Here is a 22,948-nt window from a genome sequence, read left to right as displayed (position 1 = left end):
ACGAGGGACCGACGCCGGTCAACCGCCGTCGGAAATGCTCCGGCGATGTTCGGACCGGCGCACTCGCCCTGCCGCTCCGAACCAGAACACTCCATGAACAAATATAGCAGAGGAACAGGCGCGGGAAAACCGAATCCTTCGGCTTAGTGCTGGAAACCCGTCAATCGGCACCGGGATCAGCGCAGGCGCCGCGCCGCCAGATCCAGGGCGATCTTCAGCTGTGCATGAGAAAAGGGCCTGTGCACCACACCCAGCGGATAGGTTTCGGTGATGCGCGCCATGGTGCCATGGTCGCTGTTGCCCGACAGGAAGATGGAACGCAGTCCGTGGTCCAGATTCAGCCGGCGCGCCACCGCGATGCCGTCTCCGCCGCCGAGATGTGCATCGGTCATTGCCAGATCCGGACGTTCACGCAGCGCCAGATCGACCGCCTCACACTCTGTCCGGGCAATGCCGCAGACGGTGTGCCCCAGATCCGCCATCACCACCGACAGGGCGTCGGAGATGCCGGGGTCATGCTCCACCAGAATGACGCGCAACGGCTGCCCTAGCGTACGGGTGCGATGGGGCAGATGCTGCTTGGCGATGGCGTCGATCCGGAGCATGCGACCGACCTCGGACGTTGCAACTGTTGCGCGGTATGCGGCGAATCTTGGTAAAATTTCATTTACCGATACGCCGTTTGTACTAGAACCTCCCCGAATTTGCAAGCTCAATCGTTCAGAATCTGACCTTCTGCGTCGGCCGCAGAAGGGTGCGAGAGCCGCGAGTCGCAGCCCTTCCGACGCCTGTCCACCACATCCTGTTTTTGCTGACGTCAGCGTCCGGCCGGCCCCAGCCAGTCGATTCCACCCTTGGGTCTTGGTCCAGCGCTGGCGGTGGCCCGTACCGTCGCCGCGCGGGATGGCGGCGGTGGTGGCGCCGGTTCGCTGGCAAGCCATGACGCCTGCCCTTCGCCGGTTCGGGCTGCCGAAGCCGATGACCGAGAGGCTGGGCTGGATGGATTTACCGCCGCAACCTGCGACAGGGCCGGTGCCAGGGGGCCGGGAGAGGGAGAAGCTTGCGAAGCCGGCAGGGCCAGAGCCGGCTGGGACAGTCGGGCCGGCAAGTGGGTCGAAGGTGGCGGCGCGCTGTCGGCCTGAAGCGGTTCGTCGCTCCGCTCCAGCGCATCGTCGCCGCCCCAGCCATCGGACATGCCTTCATCGGCCGACACACCCTGGGCAATCGCGGCAGGCTGTCGCAGGCGGGGAGCGTCGGCGGCTCCCAGCCAGGACGGGCGCTCGTCATCCGACAGCGGGCCGGTCTGGGTGTTCAACTGCCGGGCCTGTTCGCGAATTTCCAGCAGGGTTGTGACCGCCAGTTGGAGCAACGGCGCCAGCACCATCGGGTCGGCCATTTCCTCGGCGGTCAGTGCGGCAAAACGGTCGCGCACCGTCTCCACAGCCTGCTCCACGCCATCACGCAGGGCGCCGGCCTCATGGGCCAGCCGCTCCAGATCCTCGCGCAATGCGGAGATTTCGCACGCCTGCCGCAACTCGTGAAAGCCGATGCCCGCCCCCGGCACGGGTGCGGATCGCCGGTCGCGTGACGAACCAAAATCGTGAGGCATCCTGGCCCTACCCCGGTTCCAAGCCCAGCCCGATGCAGACGTCCAACCTTCCGGAAACGGCGGCGTCCACCCTTATGGCAACCCGCGCAACCGACGGGCGGTTCCAAAAGCCAACGTCATGGCGCCATTTGCCGGAGCGTCGGCGAAGTTGCCCGGCGTCACGGATGGGGTCCCGATCGGGCAACACTGTTTAGCGCCGTTGATGTCGTTTGGAAACCGTTTGCGCGTGATGGCCGCTTGTACTATTTTTTCGGCCCCAGGGGAATGGATTCCTTGCGATCCAACATCCGGGCGCTTCCCCGTCGCCATTTCATCTTGCCGGAATCCCATACGGTGTCGATCGATCGCTCGGAACTTGAACGGCTCCTTGCCGATCGCCCGGCTGGCAACCGCAGCGCCATGCAGGCGGTGCGCGAAAGCTATGCCGATATCGGGCTGATGCGCGAGCGCGGCCTGTCCTGGGCCGAGATCTCCGATCTGCTGGCAAAGCTGGGGGTGACTGCCCGCGACAACCAGCCGATCTCGCCCGTTACCCTGCGCTCCGCCTTCTTCCTCGTCGGAAACGAAGGGCGTGGCGAGGCCGCCGGTGACCATGGCGCCGCAGCCCTTCCTGCCGAGACCCTGGCAGCCGTCCATGAGGCAGCCCTGTCCGCCGGCCTGAAGGAAGAGGCCGGAGATGCGGATGAGGGTGGCCCGGATGAGGACGGCCCCGAGAAGGGCGACCAGAAGGACGATGGGGGCGACTCCGTCGTCGAGCCCGTCACGGAGGCTGCCGACTCCGATGTCGAACTGCTGACCGAGACGACCGGGCTTGATGGCGAGGATACTCAGGCTAACGCCGTCGAGGAAGAACCGCTGACGCAAGCGCCCACGCCTGAAGAGGGCGAACCTGCCTCGAAGGCCGTCGAGGAACCTTCCCAACCCGCCTCCCCTGCCCTGGACCTGCTCGCACCGGCGACTGCCGTTGCCGGAGACCGGCCGGCAGAGGACGAGACCGGAACCGGAGAGGACGAAACGCCTCCTGAACCCGCAATGACCAGGCCGGAACCGCAGCCGGCTTCCCATCAGACGTCCGCGGCGGTTGCGCGGGGCACCGGCTCTCCTGTATTCCCGCCGATGCCTGCCACGATGACCCAAGACGACTCAACAAACGCATACTGGAAAGGCGATCGCATGCTGGGCACGATCTTCGTCCTCAATGACCGCGGCGGCGTCGGCAAGACGCTGCTGTCCCATCACCTGATGGCGACCGCCATGCTGGAAGGCCTGCAGCTGAAGGTCGTCGAGTACGAGGTGAACGAGCGTCTCGCCCGCCTGTTCGGCCCGGACGTGGTCGAACACCGCCGCATCACCCAGGACTTCATGAACATGATGGGCTCGGGTGACGGCTTCTACGAGTTCTGGGACCTGATCGGGCCGGAATTGCAGCGCGGCGGCCGCCTGTATGATTTCGGCGGCAACATCTCGCAGTGGTTCTTCAACTGGGCCGAGGTGTCGGGCTTCGACTATTACGTCGGCGAAGGCGAACGGCTGACCTTCATGGTCCCCGTGACCGTCGACCTCGCCTCGCTGTCCACCGGCATGACGACGCTGGAGCGGGTGGCGACCATCGCCCCGAAGGCCAAGCGCGTCCTGGTGGAAAACGGCTTCTCCGGCCCGTTCTCCCAGCTGGAGGACAGCCAGTATGCCCGCCGCAAGGCGGAGATGGTGGAGCGCGAGGGCCTGCAGGTCATCTCCATGCAGCCCTGCACCGCCCCGGCCTGGGCGCGCCTGACCGGCCACCGGCTGGATCAGGTGGCGACGATGACCCGCGAGGATCTGGTGAAGCTGGGCATGACCCCGCCGGTCGCCTCCCGTTCGCTGATCATCATCCATGAATGGCTGCGCAACATGCGCCAGTCGCTGTCGCCCTACCTGCACGACGCCTTCCGCCAAACCCCGGCCACCGCCAAGGCGCGCTAAAGCCTGGGAACGCGCTGAGACGGACCTTTGCGAAAAGCCCTTCTTCCCTCGCGGAGGAAGGGCTTTTCGATGTCTGCGCGATGCTTTTCTACGCTGCGCTTTGGGCCGGGCTGGCGTTGTAGAGATCTTCCTTCACCGGGGCCACCGACCGCACCTGATAGCCGGGCCGGGCGCTGAAGCGGCGGTTGGCACGTTCGCCGGCCTCGCGGTCCGACTCCGCCCAGACCAGATACTGGCGCCCCCGTGCCCATTCGACGGCAAGAGGGTGGGCGGCATCGATCTCGCCAATCTGCTGGTTCACCACGGTGACCAGCCATTCCTTGTCGCCGGGATTGCGCCGGTCGGTCAGGATCAGGATCTGCGGACGACGCTTCGACTGCGCTTCGGTCAGGCGCTGTTGCACCTCCACCTGCTTCTTGCGCAGTTCCACCATCTCCCGGGTCAGTTCCTCGATCTCGGCATGGAGGGTCTCCTCCTCCCGATGCAGGCGGTGGATGGTGGCATCCAGCTTATCGAGGTTGTTGCGGACGCCGCGGACGCGCTGGCGCGCCTGCGACACCCGCTGCTCGACGCTCATCAGGATGTTGCCGAGCCAAGCACCGATAGCGACGATGGCCAGGACGATGATGAAGTTGATCATCATGTGGCGGCACCCGCCTTCGCCCGGGCGGTGGCGGGTGGCGTCGGCACACCCTTGCCGGCGGCCTTGCCGCCGGCCCGCGCATCGCCGCGCATGAACGTCTTCTGGAAACCCATTTTGAACGGGAAGGCCACATCGCACATCTGCTTGGCCTCGTCAAAGCTGGACGCCCAGACCTCGGCTACATTTGTGCAGCGCCATATCGGGTTGACCTGCGCCCGCTCGCCGGCGGCGCGGGCAGCGGCAGACGCCTTCTCCTGCGTCACCGTCGCGACGAATTTCATCAGTCCGGCCTGCGGGTCGCCGACCTCATGCACGAACATCGGCGGCTGGTCCGAGAGGTCCCGAACCTGCTTTTCCGCCTTGCGGATATCGCTTTCCAGCCGGTTGCGGTCGGAAGACTGGCTGTTCCGGCGCTGGACCAGATGGTTCACCCGGTTTTGAAGCTCCTGCGCCTCGGCATGCAGGACGTAGATGCGGTTCTCGACCTGATCCAGGCCGCTGCTCTTTTCCATGATGTTCGGCAGGAAATCCTTCATCATCATGGCGACCGGGACGGCAGCCAGCATGATGATGACGATGGCGATCAGGAACAGCGTCGTGTTCGACATCCGCCCGCCCGTTCTCCTACCGCAAATCCCACCCGCAAATTCCGCCGAAGCCGGCATCACCCGACGCGGAAGCTGCACCGGCGCAGTGGAAAAGAGAATCAACGAACAATCCGACCCCGTCAACGAATCGTCACAGGTTGGTTCGAAATTCGTCGGAATGAGTCGGTCGGCTGCGGGTCAGGACACCGCCATCCGTCAGGACATGGCAATCTCCGCCACCCGCTTCACCGCGTCCCGCACCGGCCCGGGACGCCGTTCGTCGCCCAGCGTCGTGAACCAATGTTCGGGCGGATTGCGGCCGGCGGCGCGATTCCAGGTCAGGGCACGCAGCACCGCCTCCGCCTCCGCCGTTGGCCGCACGGCGGGATCGACGCCGTTCATCACCGCCCAGATCCCGGCCCAACAACGCCCGACCGACCAGGGATTATAGCCGCCGCCTCCGACCACCAGCACCCGCGGCGCCAGCGGAAGCAGCGCCGCCACGGCATCCCACAGCGCACGGTTGGACAGCTCCAGCCGGCTCAACGGATCCTCGGCCAGGGCATCGGCGCCGGTCTGGATCACCATCGCCTGCGGACGGAAGGCACGGGCCAGCGGCAGGACCGCCGCCTCCATCACATGCTCCATCTCGCTGTCGTTGAAGCCCGGCGGGACCGGCAGGTTGCGGGCCATGCCGCCGGCGCGGTCCTCCGCCTTGCCGGTGTAGGGCCAGCGCCCATCCTCATGGATGGACACGGTCAGCACCCGGTCGTCGTCGGCGAAGGCCTCCTCCACCCCGTCGCCATGATGGGCGTCGAGATCGACATAGAGGACCCGCTCCAGCCCATGGTCCAGCAATTCCAGAATGCCGAGAACCGGCGCGTTGAAATAGCAGAAGCCGCTGGCCCGGTCGCGCCGCGCATGATGCGTCCCGGCGGCCGGCGCATACACCAGACCGGCGGGCCGGTCGCCGAGAATCCTGGCCGCCTGCAACGCCGATCCGCTGCTGTGTGCCGGCCGCCGGTACATCTCGGCGAAGACGGGGTTTTCCAGCTTGCCCAGATTGTGGCGGGTGGCTGTCGCCTCGTCGACCCGCTGCTCGGCCTCCGCCCGCTTCAGCGCGGCGATGTAGTCGGCGGTATGGAAGCGCGCCAGTTCGCGTTCGCTCGCCACATGGGTGTCGAGATAGACCTCGTCCGGCAGCCAGCCCATGGCGCGGCTGAGGTCGATGGCGGTCGACACGCGTGGAATCGCCAGCGGATGCTTCGGCCCATAGGTGGAGCCGCGGTAGATTTCCCCGCCGATGAACAGCGGTGTGCGGAATGGCGTGGTCAGGACGGGCACTCCTCGATGCCCGTCAGAAACTAGGCGCCGCAGCGGTGTGGTCAAGCCGCCCGCTTCCGCATGCCGGAAGCGGCATCCGGCAATGCTTGCGGTCACGGATCGTCCGCGCCTATAGTCGCCGCCTTCACTGGGGGGAGCCGATGGGCGGCTGAGAGGTCCTGTTGCGGGACGACCCCTGGAACCTGATCCGGTTCATGCCGGCGTAGGGATCAGTGATGCGGGACCGCACCCTCTCCAACTCCGCCAGTTCACGATGCATGCCCGCGTGCCTGCGATGACGCCCCTTTCGGTGACCATCTCGCGGGCGCGGCTGACCTATGGCGGCACGCTGCTGTTCTCCGACCTGACGCTGGAGCTGCCGGCCGGGCGGACCACCTGCCTGCTGGGGCCGAGCGGCGTCGGCAAGACCACGCTCCTGCGCATCCTCGCCGGTTTGGCCGAGCCGGAGCCGCCGACCGAGGTGGTCACCGGCGACCGGCAGCCGCTGGCCGGCCGGATCGCCTACATGGCGCAGCAGGACCTGCTGCTGCCTTGGCTGACCGTCCTCGACAATGTCCTGCTCGGCGACCGGCTGCGCCACCGCCGTCCCGATCCGGCGCGGGTGGAGCAGGCTCGCGCGCTGCTGGACCGCGTCGGCTTGACGGGGCGCGAGCGCGACCGTCCCGCCGCGTTGTCCGGTGGGCAGAAGCAGCGCGTGGCGCTGGCCCGCACCCTGATGGAGGACAAGCCGCTGGTCCTGATGGACGAGCCCTTCTCCGCGCTCGACGCCATCACCCGGCTGCGCTTGCAGGAAACGGCGGCGGAGACGCTGGCCGGCCGCACCGTCCTGATGGTCACCCACGACCCGCTGGAGGCGCTGCGCATCGGCGACCGACTGCATGTGATGACCGGCCGGCCCGCCGTCATGGGACCGGCGCTGGAGCCCTCCGGCCCGGTGCCGCGCCGGGTCGACGATCCGGACCTGCTGGCGCATCAGGCCGAACTGTTGCGGAGGCTGGCGGAATGAAGGCGCTGCTGCGCGGCGCGATCACCCTGCTGGTGCTGGTCGCCGGCTGGCAGGCGCTGGTCTGGGCCACCGGGCTGCCGCGCTACCTTCTGCCCGGTCCGCTGGCGGTGGCGGACGCCATGCAGCGCCAGGCTCCTCTGCTGTTGACCCATGGCCTGACCACGCTGGCCGAGATTCTGATCGGGCTGGTGGCCGGCGTGGCGCTGGGCGGGGTCAGCGCCTTGCTGCTCGCGCGGTTCCGCACGGCGCGGCGCTGGTTGATGCCGCTGCTGCTGGTCAGTCAGGCCATCCCGGTCTTCGCGCTGGCGCCGCTGCTGGTGCTGTGGCTCGGCTATGGCATGGCGTCCAAGATCGCCATGGCGGTGCTGGTCATCTATTTCCCGGTGACGACCGCACTGTTCGACGGGCTGCGGCGCACCGATCCCGGCTGGCTCGACCTTGCCCGCACCATGGGCGCCTCGCCCGCCGCGATTCTGTGGAGCATCCGCCTGCCGGCCGCCCTGCCCGCCTTCTGGTCCGGGGTGCGGGTGGCCGCCGCGGTGGCGCCCATCGGGGCGGTGATCGGCGAATGGGTGGGGTCGTCTTCCGGCCTTGGCTACCTGATGCTGCACGCCAATGCCCGCATGCAGATCGACCTCCTGTTCGCCGCCGTGCTGGTGCTGGGACTTTTCGCCGTCTCGCTTTATGCCGCCGTCGATGCGCTCGCCCGCCGCGCCCTGCCTTGGCAACCCGATACCCAACCTGCCGAAGACGCCAACCCTTGAAGGGGAGAGACAACCCGATGAAGCACCTTTTTGCCGCCGGCCTGATCGCCGCCGGTCTGATGACCTCGCTTCCCGCGCTGGCCCAGGACAAGCTGTCCGTGATGCTTGACTGGTTCGTCAACCCCGACCACGCCCCGCTGGTGGTGGCGCAGGAGAAGGGATTCTTCAAGGACGCCGGGCTTGAGGTCACCCTGACCGCCCCGGCCGACCCCAACGACCCGCCGAAGCTGGTCGCCGCCGGCGGCGCCGACATCGCCGTGTCCTACCAGCCGCAGCTGATCCTCCAGGTGGCGGAGGAACTGCCGCTGGTCCGAATTGGCACGCTGGTGTCCACGCCGCTGAACTCCGTCGTCGTGCTGCGCGACGGGCCGGTGAAGATGCTGAAGGATCTGAAGGGCCGCAAGGTCGGCTACTCCATCGCCGGCTTCGAGGATGCTCTGCTGGGTGCCATGCTGGAGAAGCAGGGGCTGAGCCTGAAGGATGTCGAGCTGGTCAACGTCAACTTCTCCCTCTCACCATCGCTGCTGTCAGGCCAGGTCGATGCGGTGGTCGGCGCCTTTCGCAATTTCGAACTGAACCAGATGGAGATCGAGAAGCACCCCGGCCGCGCCTTCTATCCCGAGGAAGAGGGCGTTCCGCCCTATGACGAACTGATTCTGGTCACCCGCAAGGACAAGACGAACGATCCGCGCTTCAAGCGCTTCCTGGCGGCGGTGGAGCGGGCGACGCTCTACATCCTGAACCATCCGGAGGAATCGCAGGCCGCTTTCGTCAAGGGCCGGCCCGAACTGAACGACGAGCTGAACCGCCGCGCCTGGGCCGACACGCTGCCGCGTTTCGCCCACAGCCCGGCCGCCCTGGATGCCGAGCGCTACACCCGCTTCGCCGAGTTCCTGAAGGCCCGCGGTCTGATCAAAGCGGTGGCGCCGGTCGACCAGTATGCGGTGGTGGTGAAGTAACTGCCTGCCTTTCCCATGTGACCGGCGTTGCCATCGACCCCGGCGGAGCGTTACCTAGAGGGAAACCGCTCCGCCGGCTGATGGTGGACCGATCATAATGTTGGGAGACGCAAGGGCATGCCGATCAAGACCATCCTGCTGCACATGGCCAACGACGACGCCCACACCAGCCGGCTGGCGGTGGCAACGGCCCTGGCCAAGCGTTTCTCCGCCCATATCCAGGCGCTCTACATCGCCACCCCGGTGTCGATGCCTGCGGGCGCCACCGGCCGCGCCGCATCCTATGGCTTCATGGCGGAGGCGACCGCAATCGCCCACGAGAATGCCGAGCGGATCGAGCAGGAGGTCCGCAAGTCGCTTGACGGGCTGCCCTACGACTGGACCATCGAAGAGGGCGACCATGTCGATCTGCTGGCCGAGCGCGCCGCTTATGCCGACCTGATCGTCGTCGCGCAATCCGCGGCGGTGCGGGCGGGCGAGCGGGTGTCGCTGCACCACATCCCCGATCGTTTGCCGCTGGAAACCGCCACACCGGTCCTGGTCCTGCCGCCGAAACAGCCGGCTGCGGCGCCCATCGGCCGCCATGTGCTGATCGCCTGGAAGAACACACGCGAATCCACGCGTGCGGTCCGCGCCGCCATGCCCTTCCTGGAGGCGGCGGAGTCCGTCACCGTGCTGACCGTGGAACCCCTCGGGCAACAGAGCAGAGAAGCCGCCACCCTTGTCGACTGGCTGCACCGCCACGGCATCGCCGCCCGTCCGCAGTCGGTCATCGCGTCCGGCGGCGAGGTCGGGGACATGATCCTGTCCTGCTGCACCGACCAGGGCGCCGACCTGCTGGTGATGGGCGCCTACGGCCATTCCCGCCTGCGTGAACTGGTGCTGGGCGGGGCGACCCGCACCGTGCTGGACGGGCTGGCCCTGCCGGCGCTGCTGGCACATTGAAGGGGCGCGGGAGGGCTATAGCCCTCCTGTACCCAACACGCACTCAGCCGAACAGCTGTCCATGCAGCGCCTGCCAGCTTTCGCGGTCGGGCGCCAGCAGGATGCTGCCGTTCAGCAGCCCCGGCCGGTAGGGCGTCCCGTCGATCAGCGCCGAATAACCTCCGGCCTCCGCATGCAGCAGGACGCCGGCCGCATGGTCCCACGGCATCAGCCGGTGATAGAGCGAGTAATGCGCCCGCCCCTCCAGCAGGCGCAGATACTCCTGGGCGGCGCTCGACAGGCACACGCGATCCGCCAGCCCGACGCTGCGCTCTTCCAACTGGCGGCCCATCTCCGCGCTGCAGAAGCGCGTGGACAGCGCCCCGACCATCTGCGGCAGCGGCACGGCCGGTGCGACATGGACGCGGCGACCGTCGAGCCAGGCACCCTGCCCCTTTACCGCCGTCGCCATCCGACCGTCGACCGGATCGTGGATCCAGCCGGCGACCGTCTCCCCCTTGCAGGCAAGCGCAACGATCACCGCGAACATCGGCCGTCCCTGGGCGAAGTTGATCGTGCCGTCCACCGGGTCGATGATCCAGACCGGATCGTCGCCATGGATGCGGTCGAGCACGCGCTCGTCCTCGGAGGCAGCCTCTTCTCCGACGACGCGGCTGCCCGGCAGCAGCGCCGACAGCGCCGGGGTCAGGGCTCGCTCCGCCGCCTCGTCGGCGAGCGTTACGAGATCGGTCGGGCCGGTCTTCTGCCGGATGCCGGCGGCGTCGAGCTTCTGGAAATAGGGCATGATCTCCGTCCGGGCGACGGAGCGGATCAGGTCCGCGACGCGGTCGATGTCGGGAAGCGGGAAACCCGTCATGGTCGGTTGGCCCTTTTGCGGCTTGAGTTCGGAGAGGGTCAGCGCTTCGCCGCCGGCTTGCTGCCGGGCACGCTGTCCAGCTTCAACAGGGGATCGCCGCCCTTCGGGTCGGTCAGCAGAACCTTGCCGTCCAGTCCACTGTCCTTCAGCGCCTTCGACAGCGCATCGAAGGTGGCGCGGTCGGCCGCGGCGGCGGCAGATTCCTTGGCCGCATCGGTTGGCGGTGGCGGCACCGGTCCACCCTGTGCCGGTTGGCGTGGCGCCTTGGGGTCAGGTGGCGGCGGAGGCGGAGGCGCCGCAGCGGTATCCTTCTCAGGTTCCGGCGGCGGCGGTGGAGGCGGCGGGGGTTGCCACAGGCGGAAGCAGTCGGTGAAAGTCTGCTGCTTGCAGTCTTTCAGCAGCCCGGCAGCATCGGGAGCGACGACCTGCGGTTCGTCGGGCGCCACCGACAGCGGCTTCGGCGGCGGAGGAAGCGGGTCTTCGGGTGGGGTCTCCGGTTCTTCCACATAGCCGGGCGGCAGCGGCATTCCCGGTCGCAGCGGCTCCGCCGCCGCCAGTGGCTGGACGAATGCCAGCAACAGCGGCAGCGCCGGCATCAGACGGCCGGCACCGGTCAGGATGGTTCGGGAAGGGGAACGAAGCAATTCGGGACCGCGGCGATGACGAACGGCTCATTATGACCTGCCATCGCAGGCGCCGTCATCCCTCAAGCATGTGTCAAATCACCGTCATGCCGCGGCGCGGTGATCGTGGCGAGGCTCATGGCGGGGCCCACCGGTGAAGCCGCCATAGCCCCAGGCGGTCAGTTCACGGCAGATCGCCGAAATCTTCGCGGCCTCGTCGGCGTTCGGTTCCCGCTCGCCGGCGGCCTCGATCAGATGCATCAGGGTGGCGCGGCCTTCCGGCGTGCGCGAAAGCTCCTGCAGGCGCAGCAGGGCCGCACCCGGCGGCAAATTCTCCTGACGGGCGACGAGGGCTACCTGATCGGCGAGAAATGCCGTAATCGAGAAGCACGACGGATCGGTTTGCAACCGCATTGGCAGTCCTCCTCATGGGGGAGCACGACTGCTCCATTCCCATCATCGGACCCCAACGGGCAAATAACCACGCCGCATTCGTCTTAAGACCGGAGTGGGGTGCAACAGGTCATAGACACCGTCCACACCCCTTTCCGTTTAGCCAGGACACCCAGCCGCACCGCCTAAGGTTGCGGTTGAGCCTGACTGTCGGGCTGGAACCGCTTTTCGAACCGGGCGAGATCGACAGGGTCGATGGAGACATGCAGATGCGCGTGTTCCTCGTCGTCTCGCCGGTCCAGCACCTCGCCCTTGGCGTAGAGCCAGGCGAGCGCTGCCCCGTCGCCAAGGTCTACCGAGAGGTCGACGACCTGCCGGTTGACGTTCATCCGCTGGTCCAGCAGGCGGTCGAGGTTGTCGATCCCCTCGCCGGATAGGGCTGAGACCGCCACGGCACGCGGATTGCGGCCGGTCTGGACCAGAATCGCTGCGCGGCTTTCCTCGTCCAGCGCGTCGATCTTGTTCAGCACCTCGATCACCCGGTCGTCCGTCTCCGGATCGATGCCCATGTCCGACAGCACCTCATGGACATCGGCCTTCTGGGCGTCGCTGTCGATGTGGGCGATGTCGCGGACATGCAGGATGATGTCGGCGGCGTCCACCTCCTCCAGCGTGGCGCGGAAGGCGGCGACGAGGCCGTGCGGCAGGTCGGAGATGAAGCCGACCGTGTCCGACAGGATCACCTTGCGCCCCGACGGCAGGGTCACCTGCCGCATGGTGGGATCGAGCGTGGCGAACAGCAGGTTCTGGGCGAAGACGTCAGCGTTCGCCAGCCGGTTGAACAGCGTCGATTTGCCGGCGTTGGTGTAGCCTACCAGAGCCACCACCGGATAAGGCACCTTGGCACGTGCCTTGCGGTGCAGGCCGCGGGTTCGCCGCACCTCCTCCAGTTCCTTCTTGATCTTGATGATCCTGTCGCCGATCAGGCGGCGGTCGAGCTCAAGCTGCGATTCGCCGGGACCGCCGAGGAAGCCGAAGCCGCCGCGCTGCCGTTCCAAGTGGGTCCAGGACCGCACCAGACGCGATTTCTGGTAGGTCAGGGAAGCCAGCTCGACCTGGAGCATGCCTTCGCGCGTCCGGGCGCGGGCGCCAAAGATCTCCAGGATCAGGCCGGTGCGGTCGATGACCTTGGCCTTCAGCGACCGCTCGAGGTTGCGCTGCTGCACCGGCGACAGGGCATGGTCGAGGATGACCAGAGTCGCCTCGGCCTCTTCCACCACCTGTGCCAGATGCTCCACCGTGCCGGAGCCGAGCAGGGTCGACGGTTGCGGCCGGTTCACCTTGGCGCATTCGGCATGGACGACATCCAGCTGAATGGCCTGGGCAAGACCGACCGCCTCCTCAAGCCGCGATTCGGGAGGGCGCATGTCCCCGTCCGCCTCACTGCGGAGGACGGGGTGGACCACGATGGCCCGCGCGGCGCCTTCAGGGACCGCGCCGTTACCATTGGTCAAGGGATCAGACGCTTTCACCTTCCTTGGGCGGCTCGAAAAGTTGAATGGGATGGGCCGGCATGACCGTCGAGATTGCGTGCTTGTAGACGAGCTGGGAATGCGCGTCGCGCCGCAGAAGTACCGAGAAGTTGTCGAACCAAGTAATGATGCCCTGGAGTTTCACGCCGTTCACGAGAAAGACGGTTACGGGAGTCTTGTTCTTACGGACGTGATTCAGAAACACGTCCTGCACGTTCTGGCTTTTTTCAGACATTTTTCATGCCCCCTTCTTCAATGTTCTTGGGACCCCTTTGCTAGGCGGTCCGCTCCCCGTTTCACGGTGCAGGTGTGGTGCGCGTTGGTACCGTCTCGACAGCCGTTTGCAGGGATATGGTATCACCATTGCCGTCCACCAAGCCATACAGGACGCGGTGAAGCGCCGTACAGTCGATGTGGCGATGGGCGGGCGGGAAGCGGTCGAAGCCACTCCCCTCGCCCAGCCCTATTAGCACCGGAACGAGACCGGCGCCATGGGCGCATTCCATATCGATGTCGGCGTCGCCAAGAAACCAGACATCTTGGCCCGGCACGATCCCAGCCGGCTCCAGCGCCATCCGCACCGGGGCGATGTGCGGCTTGTCGAACTCGGCATCCTGTGCGCCGACCAGCTTGCCGAAATACCGGGTCCAGCCCAGAGCGTCGGCCTCCGCCCGCAGGAACTTGCCGTTCTTGTTGGAGACGACGGCCTGATAGACGCCCCGCTCGTGAAAATGGCGCAGCAGCGTCTCGGCACCCGGCAGCGGTGTCAGCCCGTCCAGATGGTGGGCAGCGAAATAGGCGTAGAACAGGTCGCGCGCCTCGGTCCAGCGCTCGCCGAAAATGCGCGGGAAGCTGTCGCGCAGCGATGCCTTGATCCGCTCGCGCGCCTCCTCGGCACTCCAGGGGGCAAGGCCGAAGGACACCAGCGCATGGTTCAGCGCCTCGCGAACCGTATCCCAGTTGCTGACCAGAGTGTTGTCCCAGTCATAGATGACGGCGCGCGGCAGGGCGATGGGAGAGGACAAGGAGATTTCTCGATGGATTGTCATGGCGGAAGCTCCCTTCCCCCGCGGAGGGGAGAGAGGGGAATGGTGGGGGCGCGACCTCCCCCCACCGATCACTCGAGGAACATCTTCCCCTTCTCGCTGCCATGAACGCCCAGCGACTTCAGCTTGCGGTGAAGGGCGGAGCGTTCCATGCCGACGAAGGACGCGGTGCGGGAGATGTTGCCGCCGAAGCGGGTGACTTGGGCCAGCAGATATTCGCGCTCGAACACCTCGCGGGCTTCGCGCAGCGGCAGGCCCATGATCTCGCCGCCCTTGTCCCATTTGAGGACCGTCGGCGTGATGGCGCCGATCTCCGGCGGCAGGGTGTCGGCGCGGATCGGCTCCTTGGGGTCGCCATGGGCCATGATCAGCAGCCAGTCCACGACGTTGCGCAGTTGGCGAACGTTTCCCGGCCAGTCATAGGCCTGGAGGGCAGCCATGGCGTCCTCACCGAACTCGCGGGTCGGCAGGCCGGACGCTTCGGCGGACCGCTGCATGAAATGGCGAGCCAGCACCGGGATGTCCTCACGCCGCTCGGCAAGCGACGGGACGCGGATCGGCACCACCGACAGGCGGTAGAACAGATCCTGGCGGAAGCGCCCCTGCTCGATTTCCGCCTGGAGGTCGCGGTTGGAGGTGGCGATCACGCGCACATCCACCTCGACCCGCTGGCCGCCGCCGACGCGCTCGAACACCTGTTCCTGAAGGGCGCGGACGATCTTGCCCTGGGTCTCCAACGGCATGTCGGCGACTTCGTCCAGCAGCAGCGTGCCGCCATGAGCCTGCTCGAAGGTGCCGATCTTGCGGCCGGGACCATCGACGCCGGCCTCGGTGCCGAACAGCTCCATCTCCAACCGCTCGGGCCGCATGGTGGCGCAGTTCAGCCCGACGAAGGGACCGCCGGCCCGGCGGGAGCGGGCATGGATCAGCCGGGCGACCACCTCCTTGCCGGCACCGGGCGGGCCGGAGATCAGGACGCGGCTGCCGGTGGGCGCCACCTTGTCGATGGACTGCCGCACCTGATTGACTGCCGACGATTTGCCGATCAGCTCCGCATCGCCGCCGGCGCGCAGCTTCAGCTCCTGGTTCTCGCGCTTCAGCCGCGCCGCCTCGATGGCGCGATCCACCATCAGCAGCAGGCGGTCGGCCTTGAACGGCTTCTCGATGAAGTCGTAGGCGCCGACCTTGATGGCCTGGACCGCGGTTTCGATGTTGCCGTGGCCGGAGATCATGATGACCGGCAGGTTGGCATGATCCCGCATCAGCTGTTCCAGGATCTGCAGGCCGTCCAGCCTGCTGCCCTGGAGCCAGATGTCGAGCACGACGAGGCTCGGCCGGCGCGCCGCCACCTGGGCGAAGGCCTGATCGGCGTCGGCGGCTTCGCGCGTCTTGATGCCTTCGTCGTTCAGGATGCCGGCAATCAGCATCCGGATATCGGCTTCGTCATCGACGATCAGAATGTCATGCGCCATGGGCTTCGTGCCTCATCTCTCCGCCGGTCTCCGCCGGCCTGTCGTCACGGCCGCCCGCGTCGTTCGCGACCGTAACCGGGTGTGGAATGACCAGGGTCACGCGCGCCCCGGGTCCGCCTTCGCGGTCCTCAAGGGTCAGCACGCCGCCATGGTCCTCCATGATCTTCTTGACGATGGCGAGCCCCAGCCCGGTGCCCTTGGCCCGCGTCGTCACATAAGGTTCGGTCAGCCGGTCGCGCTGTTCGCCGCCGGGCAGGCCTTTGCCGTTGTCCTGTACGGTGACGACGACCTTCTCGCCGTCGTCCTCCACTGCAATCGCCACCTCTCCAGGCGGCAGATCCGCGCCGTCGGCCGGCGGCGTGCGCCCCTCGATGGCGTCGGCCGCGTTCTGCAGCAGGTTGGTCAGCGCCTGGGAGATCTGCCGGCTGTCGCAGGCCACCGTCAACGGCCCGGACGGCAGCCGCGTGTCGAAGCGGATCTTGCCGGAATGGGCGCTCGATTGCAGGAACACCGCCTGCCGGACCAGATCGTTGATGTTGACCGGCTTCATCACCGGCTGCGGCATCCGTGCGAAGGCGGAGAATTCGTCCACCATGCGGCGGATGTCGTCGACCTGCCGGACAATGGTGTCGGTGCACATGGTGAAGACCTCCGTATCGCTGGAGATCTCCTTCAGATATTTGCGGCGCAGCCGTTCGGCCGACAGCTGGATCGGCGTCAGCGGGTTCTTGATCTCGTGCGCGATGCGGCGCGCCACGTCGGCCCAGGCCGCCTTGCGCTGCGCCGACACCAGTTCGGTGATGTCGTCGAAAGTGACGACATAGCCTCGCACGTTGCCGTCGCGTACCTCCGCCGCGATGCGGACCAGCAGGGTCAGCGTCGTCTTGCCCGGACGCCGGATTTGGATCTGGTCCTGCACCACGCGGCCGGGCTTCTTCGGCGCGTTTTCCAGCAGGTCGCCGATGTCCGGCAGCAGCTCGACCAGCGACATGCCGATCATCCGCTCCGGATCCTCCTCGCCCAGCAGGCGGGCGGCGGACAGGTTCGGCAGGTTGATGACGCCGTCGGCATCGACACCCAGCACACCGGCCGACACGCCGGACAGCACCGTCTCGGTGAAGCGGCGGCGCTCGTCGAGCAGCCGGTTGGTCGACAGCAACTCCCGCCGCTGCCCCTCGATCTCGGTGGTCATGCGGTTGAAGGCACGCGACAGCAGGACGAACTCGTCCTCGCCCGGCGGTTCCGACACGCGGACGGTCAGGTCGCCGGCGCGCACCCGCTCGGCGGCTCCGATCAAGGCGCTGATCGGGCGGACCAGCCGGGTGGCGAAATTCAGCCCGGCCCATACCGCCGCCAGCAGCAGCAGCATCGCCACCACCAGGAAGATCAGCGTGAAGGTGACCTGCAGGCTGCCGCGCTGGTTCTCCAGCGCGGTGTATTCCTTCACCGCCCCCTCGGCCGAGGCCATGTGCTGGAGCACCCGCGGCTCCACCATGCGGCCGACATAGAGGAAGGTGTCGGACACCCGATCCAGGCTGACCAGGGCGCGGACGCGATCGTCGGATTCCTTGACGATCAGCGCGACCTCGCCGGTGCGGGCCTGCTGGATCTTGTCCTCAGGGATCGGCTCGAATTCCAGGGTGAAGGTGTAGCCGGCCCGCGCGACGATGGCGCCGGTGGTGCCGTTGAAAACGATTGCTTCCGACAGCGCGCGCAGCATCGCCTGGGTGGCGACGACCTGTTCGAACCGTTCGGGGTCACTGGAGAAACGCGCCTCTTGCGAAAGGTCGTTGGCCATCGCCAGTGCGTCGGCGCGGATGTTCTGCTGGTGCTCGTGCAGATAGGCGCTGGCGACCACCAGGGATTCGTTCACCGCCGTGCGCACGCGGTCGCTGAACCAGCTCTGCACCCCGACATAGAAGAACAGGGTGGAAAAGACGGTCATGATGATGGCCGGCGCCACCGCCAGCACGCTGAACACCAGAACCAGACGTGTATGGAGCCGCGACCCCGCCAGCCCGCGCCGCCGCCCGATCAGGATGGCGACGATGCGCCGGGCGATCAGAACGCCCAGCGTCAGCAGGATCGCAAGGTCGAGCGTCAGCAGAAGCGTGACGGTCCGCGGGTTGGCCTGTCCGAACGGCGCGCTTTCCGTCATCGCCGCGTAGGTGGCGAACCCGGCGGCCAGGGCCGCCAGCGACAGGGCAAAGGCCAGCCGCTTGCCCAGGCCGACCCGCCTGGACCATTGGAGAATCTTCTGCCAGACCGGCCTTTGGCCGGCTGCTGCAATGTCGGAATTCGGTGGCATGGTCCGGCGCTAATCTGTTGCCGGAAAGATACACCTCTGTTGCGGCCCTGCCAAGCCTCAACGAATCTGCCTTTCGGACAGCACAGTCTACGCCAGAAGGCGTCAGAAGAAGTGCAGAAGGCGTTTAGTAGCCAATGGGCGGCGGTTTGCCCGCCGCCCCTGACCGGGTTGTGTCACAATTTTGGCACGGATTGGCAGCGTTGCTGGGCCTCCCCGCACGCGTTGCCGGATGCGGCTTATTTGATGCCGCGCATCACCTGGATATCGAGGTCGCGGATCTTCTTGCGCAACGTGTTGCGGTTTAGGCCGAGCAGTTGTGCCGCCTTGATCTGGTTGCCGCGGGTCGCCGACAGGCTGAGCGAGATCAGCGGCCGTTCGATTTCGCGCAGCACCCGGTCATACAGGCCGTTGGACGGCATGCCGTCCTTGTGGGCGGCGAAATAGTCCTTCAGGTGGCGCTCGACGGCCGAGGACAGGCCTTCGCTCTGCGGCTCCTCCACCGGCTGGGAGGCCGGGGTGGCGTCGGCGAGTTCCGCCTCCACCACATCCAGCCCGATCACCTCCTGCGAATAGAGCGCGGCCAGACGGCGGACGAGATTTTCCAGTTCACGGACGTTGCCGGGCCAGCGATAGCGCTTCAGCCGGTCCATCGCCGCCTGGTCGATGCTCTTGGCCGGAAGTCCCTGGCTGATGCCGAGATTCAGGAAATGGCGGACCAGCAGCGGAATGTCTTCCGTCCGCTCGCGCAGCGGCGGCAGGCGGATCGGCACCACGCACAGGCGATAGAACAGATCCTCGCGGAACAGCCCCTGGCGGATCAGGGTGCGCAGGTCGCGGTGGGTCGCCGCGATGATGCGCACGTCGGTCTTGATCGCGGTGCGCCCGCCGACGGTGGTGTATTCGCCTTCCTGCAACACGCGCAGCAGCCGGGTCTGGGCATCGAGCGGCATGTCGCCGATCTCGTCCAGGAACAGCGTTCCGCCCTGCGCCTGCTCGAACCGGCCGGTCGAACGGTTGGTGGCGCCGGTGAAAGCGCCCTTCTCGTGGCCGAACAGCTCGGATTCGATCAGTTCGCGCGGGATGGCGGCCATGTTGATGGCGACGAAGGCCCCGTTGCGCCGCTTGCCGTAATCGTGCAGCGCGCGGGCGACCAGTTCCTTGCCGGTCCCGGACTCGCCGGTGATCATCACCGTCAGGTCGGTGCCCATCAGGCGGGCCAGCACCCGATAGATTTCCTGCATGGCGGGCGAGCGGCCGATCAACGGCAGCTGCTCCTCGCCCTCCATCTCGCCGCCCGGCATGGCGGCCGGCGGGGTGTTGGTGTTCAGCGCACGTTCGACGACGGAAACCAGTTCCTTCAAGTCGAAGGGCTTGGGCAGATATTCGAAGGCCCCACGCTCCGCTGCCTTCACCGCGGTGATCAGCGTGTTCTGCGCACTCATCACGATGACGCGCATTTCGGGCCGCAGCTTCTTGATGCGCGGGATCAGGTCCAGGCCGTTTTCGTCCGGCATCACCACGTCGGTGATGACCAGATCGCCCTGCCCGTCCGCAACCCACCGCCACAGCGTCGCGGCGTTGCCGGTGGTTCGGACCTCATGCCCCAACCGGGCCAGGGCCTGCGTCAGGACGGTGCGGATGGCGCGGTCGTCATCCGCGATGAGAATGGTCGCTGCGCTCATCAACGAGTCCCCCGGCCGCCCTTGGACTGCAAGCCAGCGTCAGAAATCTTCGAGTCCCCGGAAAGTTTCGGTTCGTCGTATTTCGAATCATCGTACATCGGCAGCGACACCTTGAAGACGGTCCGGCGAGGCTGGCTGTCGAACTCGATGGTTCCGCCATGGTCGCCTATCAGTTTCGCCACCAATGCAAGACCAAGGCCAGTCCCGTTCACTTTGCTGGTCACGAACGGATCGAACAGGTTGGACTGAAGATCTTCCGGAATGCCGTCGCCGTTATCCTGAACCGTCACCAGCAGGGGCAGGTGCCGGCGCACGTCCCCACCGGGCAGCGCCATGCGCACGCCGTGCTGGTAAGAGGTCGTCAGCGTGATCTCGCCGCCCGATTCTGGTGCAGCCTCTGCCGCATTTTTCACCAGATTCAGGAAAACCTGCACAAGTTGGTCGCGATTGCCATAAACAGGAGGCAGTGACGGGTCGTACCGCTCGACAAAGCGTATTTTTCGGGCAAAGCCGCTCTGGGCCACTTTCCGCACATGTTCCAGAACGGTGTGGATGTTCACCGCAGCGCGTTCCGGCGGCCGTTCGTCGGAGAACACCTCCATCCGGTTGACCAGCGCCACGATGCGGTCGGCCTCGTCGCAGATCAGGCGGGTCAGCACCCGGTCCTGGTCGCTGGCGTTCTCCTCCAGCAGCTGGGCGGCGCCACGGATGCCGGACAGCGGGTTCTTCACCTCATGGGCCAGCATCGCCGCCATGGCGGTGACCGAGCGCGCAGCATGGCGGTGAGTCAGCGAATGGTCGATCTTGCGGGCGAGCGACCGCTCATGGATGGTCAGCACCACATGGTCGGGCGGGTCGCCCATGGTCGCCACCTGCACCGTCACATGGTGGGGGCCGATACGGGGCGTATCGATGATGACGCCGTCCTGCGAAACCCGGCGGCTGCCTCGGCGCACCTGTTCGATCAGGCCCATCACCGGGCTGTCCGGAGGCAGCAGGTCGGGCAGCGGCATGCCTTCCATGGCATTGGCCGAAAGGTCGAAGAACTCCTGCCCTTCCAGATTGACGAAGCGGATGTCACCGTTGCCGTCCACCACCAGCACCGGATCGGGCAGGCTGTTCAGCACCACCAGCGAGTCAAGCCGCGGCGCTCTGGCGGCACCCGACCGGTTGCGGCCACGCTGGCTCGGAGCGGTCATCGGTACGGGATCCATCAGGCGGCCATCCTTTCGATTGCCGGTTCATAGAAGGCACGGATGCGGTCACGCACCGCGTTCGGATCGCCCAACTGGTTGACCTCCTGTCGGAACTCGTTGGAGCCGCGCAGGCCGGTCGAGTACCAGGAGACATGCTTGCGGGCGACCTTGATGCCGCCGTCCGTGCCGTAATGGCTCAGCATGCTGTCGAAATGCTCCAGCAGCGTGTCCATCTGCTCGGGCAGCGGCGGGTCGGGCAGCTTCTCGCCGGTACGCAGATACTGCATGACCTGAGACGGGAACCAGGGGCGGCCGTAGCTGCCGCGTCCGATCATCACGCCGTCGGCGCCGGATTCGGCGAGCGCACGGTCCACCGCCTCGAAGCTGACGATGTCACCGTTGACGACGATGGGGATCTTCACCGCCTCCTTCACATGGCGGACATAGGTCCAGTCGGCAGTGCCGGTGTAGAACTGCATGCGGGTGCGGCCATGGACCGTCACCATCCTGATGCCGCACTGCTCGGCGATGCGGGCGAGATTGGGGGCGTTGCGGTTGGTCTCGTCCCAGCCCAGCCGCATCTTCAGCGTCACCGGAATGCTGACGGCCTTCACCACCGCCTCCAGGATGCGGCCGGCCAGTGCCTCGTCCCTCATCAGGGAAGAGCCGGCATGGCCGTTCACCACCTTCTTGACCGGGCAGCCGAAATTGATGTCGACGACCGCGGCGCCGCGATCCTCGTTCAGCTTCGCCGCCTCGGCCATCACCTCGGGCTCGCAGCCGGCGAGCTGGACCGCCATCGGAAACTCTTCCGGCTCGGTTTCCACCATGCGCAGGGTCTGGCGGTTCTCGCGGATCATCGCCTGGCTGGCGATCATCTCCGACACGACGAGGCCGCAGCCCGCGCGCTTCACCAGACGGCGGAACGGCAGGTCGGAGACGCCCGACATGGGCGCCAGGATCACCGGTCCGGCGAGCGTGATGGGTCCGATTTGTATGGTCATTCTCACCTGCCCGATTGATGGGCAAATCAACAAAGTGCCGTCAATTTGGGCAAGTTATCACGTGGCGACAGTCGTGTGCAAGGGCGAAGCCCGACCGCCACGCTCAGGCCCCGCCCTAAACCCATGATCTTGCACCGGCTTGCGCCGATGTCGGCTCAGCTCCAGGTCCACTGCCCGATCAGCACGTTCGAGACGAACTTGACGCCGGGATAGGCAAGCGTCGCCAGCAGGTAGACGATCAGCATGGTGCGCGCCGCCGTCCGTCCACGCACCCCGGTCCGGTATTCGGCAAGCAGCAGGATTCCGATCACGATGAAGGTCGCGAGCGACAGCAGGCTCTTATGGTCGGTGCGGAACAGCAGCCCCTGCTCGAAATAGAGCACCGCCATGCCGGTGGCGAGGCCGGCACCAAGCACCACCTCGGACGCGATCAGCAGGCGCAGTTGCAGCCGCTCGCTCTCCGCCACCGGCGGCAGGAAACGGCTGAGCGGGGTCGGCCGCTTGGACTTCAGTGCCCGGGTCTGGATCACCGCGGCGAAGGACGACACGGCACTGAGCGTCAGCAGGGCATAGGTGAAGACCGACACGGCGATGTGCAGGTCGATCCACACGCCCGGCGCATTGCCGCGCAGGATCGGCGCCGGCGCATCCTCGGTCAGGGTCGCCAGCAGGCAGACCACCAGCAGATAAGGCAGCAGCAGCGGCGCCAGCCTCCAGGCGGTGGCATGTAACAGGCTCAACCCGATGAACAGCGCCATGCAGGCGGCCGTCGTCACCCACAGCGCTGTCGAGAATCCGGTCTGCCACTGACCGGCAACCTGCAGGATCGCCCACATGCCGGGCCCGGCGGCTGCGAGCAGCAATGCGCCCCAGAAAGCCCAGCCGCGCCCCTCCACGCCCTGCCCCGCGATGCGCCGGTAGGGATAGAGGGCGGCAGGCACCAGGGCCACCAGCGCCGTCAGGCTTAAAAAGATGTTCTGCGACATGGACCCGAATGCACTCCCGTCTTTCCGCCAT

Annotated in this window: 22 protein-coding genes and 1 riboswitch; of the genes, 5 read left to right on the top strand and 17 right to left on the bottom strand. The window is 66.6% G+C overall.

What is annotated here, in order from left to right; all coding sequences use genetic code 11:
• Positions 1–176: 176 nt before the first annotated feature.
• Both GBZ48_RS04515 and GBZ48_RS04510 read right to left on the bottom strand, forming a co-directional pair.
• Entirely contained in the window at positions 177–605 is a 429-nt protein-coding gene (locus GBZ48_RS04515; protein WP_174469915.1) for a response regulator, read from the bottom strand.
• A 212-nt stretch (positions 606–817) separates the two neighbouring features.
• Positions 818–1,609 (bottom strand): hypothetical protein, encoded by a 792-nt coding sequence (locus tag GBZ48_RS04510; protein ID WP_246306972.1) that lies wholly within the window; start codon positions 1,607–1,609, stop codon positions 818–820.
• Positions 1,610–1,942: 333 nt separating this feature from the next.
• On the opposite strand from GBZ48_RS04510, the gene GBZ48_RS04505 reads away from it, so the two are divergent.
• Positions 1,943–3,571, top strand: coding sequence for an ICP22 family protein (locus GBZ48_RS04505; protein WP_174469914.1), 1,629 nt, complete (start codon positions 1,943–1,945; stop codon positions 3,569–3,571).
• Positions 3,572–3,659: 88 nt separating this feature from the next.
• Here GBZ48_RS04505 and GBZ48_RS04500 read toward each other — a convergent pair whose 3' ends face one another.
• The 3 genes from GBZ48_RS04500 to GBZ48_RS04490 all read right to left on the bottom strand — a co-directional run bounded on the left by GBZ48_RS04500 (position 3,660) and on the right by GBZ48_RS04490 (position 6,145).
• On the bottom strand, positions 3,660–4,214 hold the full coding sequence (locus GBZ48_RS04500; RefSeq protein WP_174469913.1) for a hypothetical protein: 555 nt from the start codon (positions 4,212–4,214) through the stop codon (positions 3,660–3,662).
• Positions 4,211–4,822: a hypothetical protein gene (locus GBZ48_RS04495; protein ID WP_174469912.1), complete on the bottom strand. Its 612-nt coding sequence runs from the start codon at positions 4,820–4,822 to the stop codon at positions 4,211–4,213. The genes GBZ48_RS04500 and GBZ48_RS04495 overlap by 4 nt, the downstream gene beginning before the upstream one ends.
• Positions 4,823–5,017: 195 nt before the next feature.
• Entirely contained in the window at positions 5,018–6,145 is a 1,128-nt protein-coding gene (locus tag GBZ48_RS04490) for an arginase family protein (RefSeq protein WP_174469911.1), read from the bottom strand.
• 120 nt (positions 6,146–6,265) lie between these two features.
• Positions 6,266–6,372: riboswitch (TPP riboswitch) on the top strand.
• Positions 6,373–6,419: 47 nt separating this feature from the next.
• On the opposite strand from GBZ48_RS04490, the gene GBZ48_RS04485 reads away from it, so the two are divergent.
• From GBZ48_RS04485 to GBZ48_RS04470, 4 genes are all read left to right on the top strand, one after another.
• Positions 6,420–7,151, top strand: coding sequence for an ABC transporter ATP-binding protein (locus GBZ48_RS04485; RefSeq protein ID WP_246306971.1), 732 nt, complete (start codon positions 6,420–6,422; stop codon positions 7,149–7,151).
• Positions 7,148–7,915, top strand: coding sequence for an ABC transporter permease (locus tag GBZ48_RS04480; protein ID WP_174469909.1), 768 nt, complete (start codon positions 7,148–7,150; stop codon positions 7,913–7,915). Before GBZ48_RS04485 ends, GBZ48_RS04480 begins: the two co-directional genes overlap by 4 nt.
• Positions 7,916–7,932: 17 nt before the next feature.
• Complete coding sequence (locus GBZ48_RS04475) at positions 7,933–8,874, top strand: ABC transporter substrate-binding protein (RefSeq protein ID WP_174469908.1); 942 nt, start codon at positions 7,933–7,935, stop codon at positions 8,872–8,874.
• A 117-nt stretch (positions 8,875–8,991) separates the two neighbouring features.
• Positions 8,992–9,819, top strand: a complete 828-nt coding sequence (locus tag GBZ48_RS04470) for a universal stress protein (protein WP_174469907.1) — start codon at positions 8,992–8,994, stop codon at positions 9,817–9,819.
• 43 nt (positions 9,820–9,862) lie between these two features.
• On the opposite strand, the gene GBZ48_RS04465 is transcribed toward GBZ48_RS04470, so the two are convergent.
• The 12 genes from GBZ48_RS04465 to GBZ48_RS04410 form a co-directional block, all read right to left on the bottom strand.
• A complete protein-coding gene (locus tag GBZ48_RS04465) occupies positions 9,863–10,675 on the bottom strand; it encodes an inositol monophosphatase family protein (protein ID WP_174469906.1) in 813 nt (270 codons plus the stop codon).
• Between the two features lie 38 nt (positions 10,676–10,713).
• Positions 10,714–11,271 (bottom strand): hypothetical protein, encoded by a 558-nt coding sequence (locus GBZ48_RS04460; protein ID WP_246306970.1) that lies wholly within the window; start codon positions 11,269–11,271, stop codon positions 10,714–10,716.
• Between the two features lie 132 nt (positions 11,272–11,403).
• Positions 11,404–11,712 carry a hypothetical protein gene (locus GBZ48_RS04455; protein ID WP_174469904.1) on the bottom strand — a complete coding sequence of 103 codons (309 nt, stop codon included), beginning with the start codon at positions 11,710–11,712 and terminating at the stop codon, positions 11,404–11,406.
• A gap of 164 nt (positions 11,713–11,876) precedes the next feature.
• Positions 11,877–13,157 carry a GTPase HflX gene (gene hflX / locus GBZ48_RS04450; protein WP_174469975.1) on the bottom strand — a complete coding sequence of 427 codons (1,281 nt, stop codon included), beginning with the start codon at positions 13,155–13,157 and terminating at the stop codon, positions 11,877–11,879.
• Positions 13,158–13,209: 52 nt separating this feature from the next.
• Complete coding sequence (gene hfq, locus GBZ48_RS04445) at positions 13,210–13,458, bottom strand: RNA chaperone Hfq (RefSeq protein ID WP_012974114.1); 249 nt, start codon at positions 13,456–13,458, stop codon at positions 13,210–13,212.
• A gap of 61 nt (positions 13,459–13,519) precedes the next feature.
• Positions 13,520–14,272 carry an HAD family hydrolase gene (locus GBZ48_RS04440; protein WP_246306968.1) on the bottom strand — a complete coding sequence of 251 codons (753 nt, stop codon included), beginning with the start codon at positions 14,270–14,272 and terminating at the stop codon, positions 13,520–13,522.
• A 68-nt stretch (positions 14,273–14,340) separates the two neighbouring features.
• A complete protein-coding gene (ntrX, locus tag GBZ48_RS04435) occupies positions 14,341–15,741 on the bottom strand; it encodes a nitrogen assimilation response regulator NtrX (protein ID WP_098739871.1) in 1,401 nt (466 codons plus the stop codon).
• The gene (locus tag GBZ48_RS04430; protein ID WP_174469903.1) at positions 15,731–18,049 is read right to left on the bottom strand and encodes a sensor histidine kinase NtrY-like; all 2,319 of its coding nucleotides are present in this window, start codon (positions 18,047–18,049) and stop codon (positions 15,731–15,733) included. Before GBZ48_RS04430 ends, ntrX begins: the two co-directional genes overlap by 11 nt.
• A 236-nt stretch (positions 18,050–18,285) precedes the next feature.
• On the bottom strand, positions 18,286–19,731 hold the full coding sequence (gene ntrC / locus GBZ48_RS04425; protein WP_174469902.1) for a nitrogen regulation protein NR(I): 1,446 nt from the start codon (positions 19,729–19,731) through the stop codon (positions 18,286–18,288).
• A complete protein-coding gene (locus GBZ48_RS04420; protein WP_425485970.1) occupies positions 19,731–20,945 on the bottom strand; it encodes a two-component system sensor histidine kinase NtrB in 1,215 nt (404 codons plus the stop codon). Before GBZ48_RS04420 ends, ntrC begins: the two co-directional genes overlap by 1 nt.
• Entirely contained in the window at positions 20,945–21,931 is a 987-nt protein-coding gene (gene dusB, locus GBZ48_RS04415; protein WP_174469900.1) for a tRNA dihydrouridine synthase DusB, read from the bottom strand. The genes GBZ48_RS04420 and dusB overlap by 1 nt, the downstream gene beginning before the upstream one ends.
• A gap of 155 nt (positions 21,932–22,086) precedes the next feature.
• A complete protein-coding gene (locus GBZ48_RS04410; RefSeq protein ID WP_174469899.1) occupies positions 22,087–22,917 on the bottom strand; it encodes a cytochrome C assembly family protein in 831 nt (276 codons plus the stop codon).
• Positions 22,918–22,948 lie beyond the last annotated feature (31 nt).

The organism is Azospirillum melinis (assembly GCF_013340935.1).
GTDB classification, from domain to species: Bacteria; Pseudomonadota; Alphaproteobacteria; order Azospirillales; family Azospirillaceae; genus Azospirillum; species Azospirillum melinis.
This window is presented reverse-complemented; position numbering and strand designations above follow the sequence as displayed.

What these genes read in the sequence shown, in the direction of transcription:
- GBZ48_RS04460 (WP_246306970.1), bottom strand. Translation starts at nt 11,271, where the DNA reads ATGCCGGCGCTGCCGCTGTTGCTGGCATTCGTCCAGCCACTGGCGGCG.
- GBZ48_RS04430 (WP_174469903.1), bottom strand. Translation starts at nt 18,049, where the DNA reads ATGCCACCGAATTCCGACATTGCAGCAGCCGGCCAAAGGCCGGTCTGG.
- GBZ48_RS04485 (WP_246306971.1), top strand. Translation starts at nt 6,420, where the DNA reads ATGACGCCCCTTTCGGTGACCATCTCGCGGGCGCGGCTGACCTATGGC.
- GBZ48_RS04500 (WP_174469913.1), bottom strand. Translation starts at nt 4,214, where the DNA reads ATGATGATCAACTTCATCATCGTCCTGGCCATCGTCGCTATCGGTGCT.
- ntrC (WP_174469902.1), bottom strand. Translation starts at nt 19,731, where the DNA reads ATGAGCGCAGCGACCATTCTCATCGCGGATGACGACCGCGCCATCCGC.
- GBZ48_RS04465 (WP_174469906.1), bottom strand. Translation starts at nt 10,675, where the DNA reads ATGACGGGTTTCCCGCTTCCCGACATCGACCGCGTCGCGGACCTGATC.
- GBZ48_RS04495 (WP_174469912.1), bottom strand. Translation starts at nt 4,822, where the DNA reads ATGTCGAACACGACGCTGTTCCTGATCGCCATCGTCATCATCATGCTG.
- GBZ48_RS04420 (WP_425485970.1), bottom strand. Translation starts at nt 20,945, where the DNA reads ATGGATCCCGTACCGATGACCGCTCCGAGCCAGCGTGGCCGCAACCGG.
- GBZ48_RS04510 (WP_246306972.1), bottom strand. Translation starts at nt 1,609, where the DNA reads ATGCCTCACGATTTTGGTTCGTCACGCGACCGGCGATCCGCACCCGTG.
- GBZ48_RS04480 (WP_174469909.1), top strand. Translation starts at nt 7,148, where the DNA reads ATGAAGGCGCTGCTGCGCGGCGCGATCACCCTGCTGGTGCTGGTCGCC.
- dusB (WP_174469900.1), bottom strand. Translation starts at nt 21,931, where the DNA reads ATGACCATACAAATCGGACCCATCACGCTCGCCGGACCGGTGATCCTG.
- GBZ48_RS04470 (WP_174469907.1), top strand. Translation starts at nt 8,992, where the DNA reads ATGCCGATCAAGACCATCCTGCTGCACATGGCCAACGACGACGCCCAC.
- hfq (WP_012974114.1), bottom strand. Translation starts at nt 13,458, where the DNA reads ATGTCTGAAAAAAGCCAGAACGTGCAGGACGTGTTTCTGAATCACGTC.
- GBZ48_RS04515 (WP_174469915.1), bottom strand. Translation starts at nt 605, where the DNA reads ATGCTCCGGATCGACGCCATCGCCAAGCAGCATCTGCCCCATCGCACC.
- ntrX (WP_098739871.1), bottom strand. Translation starts at nt 15,741, where the DNA reads ATGGCGCATGACATTCTGATCGTCGATGACGAAGCCGATATCCGGATG.
- GBZ48_RS04475 (WP_174469908.1), top strand. Translation starts at nt 7,933, where the DNA reads ATGAAGCACCTTTTTGCCGCCGGCCTGATCGCCGCCGGTCTGATGACC.
- GBZ48_RS04410 (WP_174469899.1), bottom strand. Translation starts at nt 22,917, where the DNA reads ATGTCGCAGAACATCTTTTTAAGCCTGACGGCGCTGGTGGCCCTGGTG.
- GBZ48_RS04440 (WP_246306968.1), bottom strand. Translation starts at nt 14,272, where the DNA reads ATGACAATCCATCGAGAAATCTCCTTGTCCTCTCCCATCGCCCTGCCG.
- GBZ48_RS04455 (WP_174469904.1), bottom strand. Translation starts at nt 11,712, where the DNA reads ATGCGGTTGCAAACCGATCCGTCGTGCTTCTCGATTACGGCATTTCTC.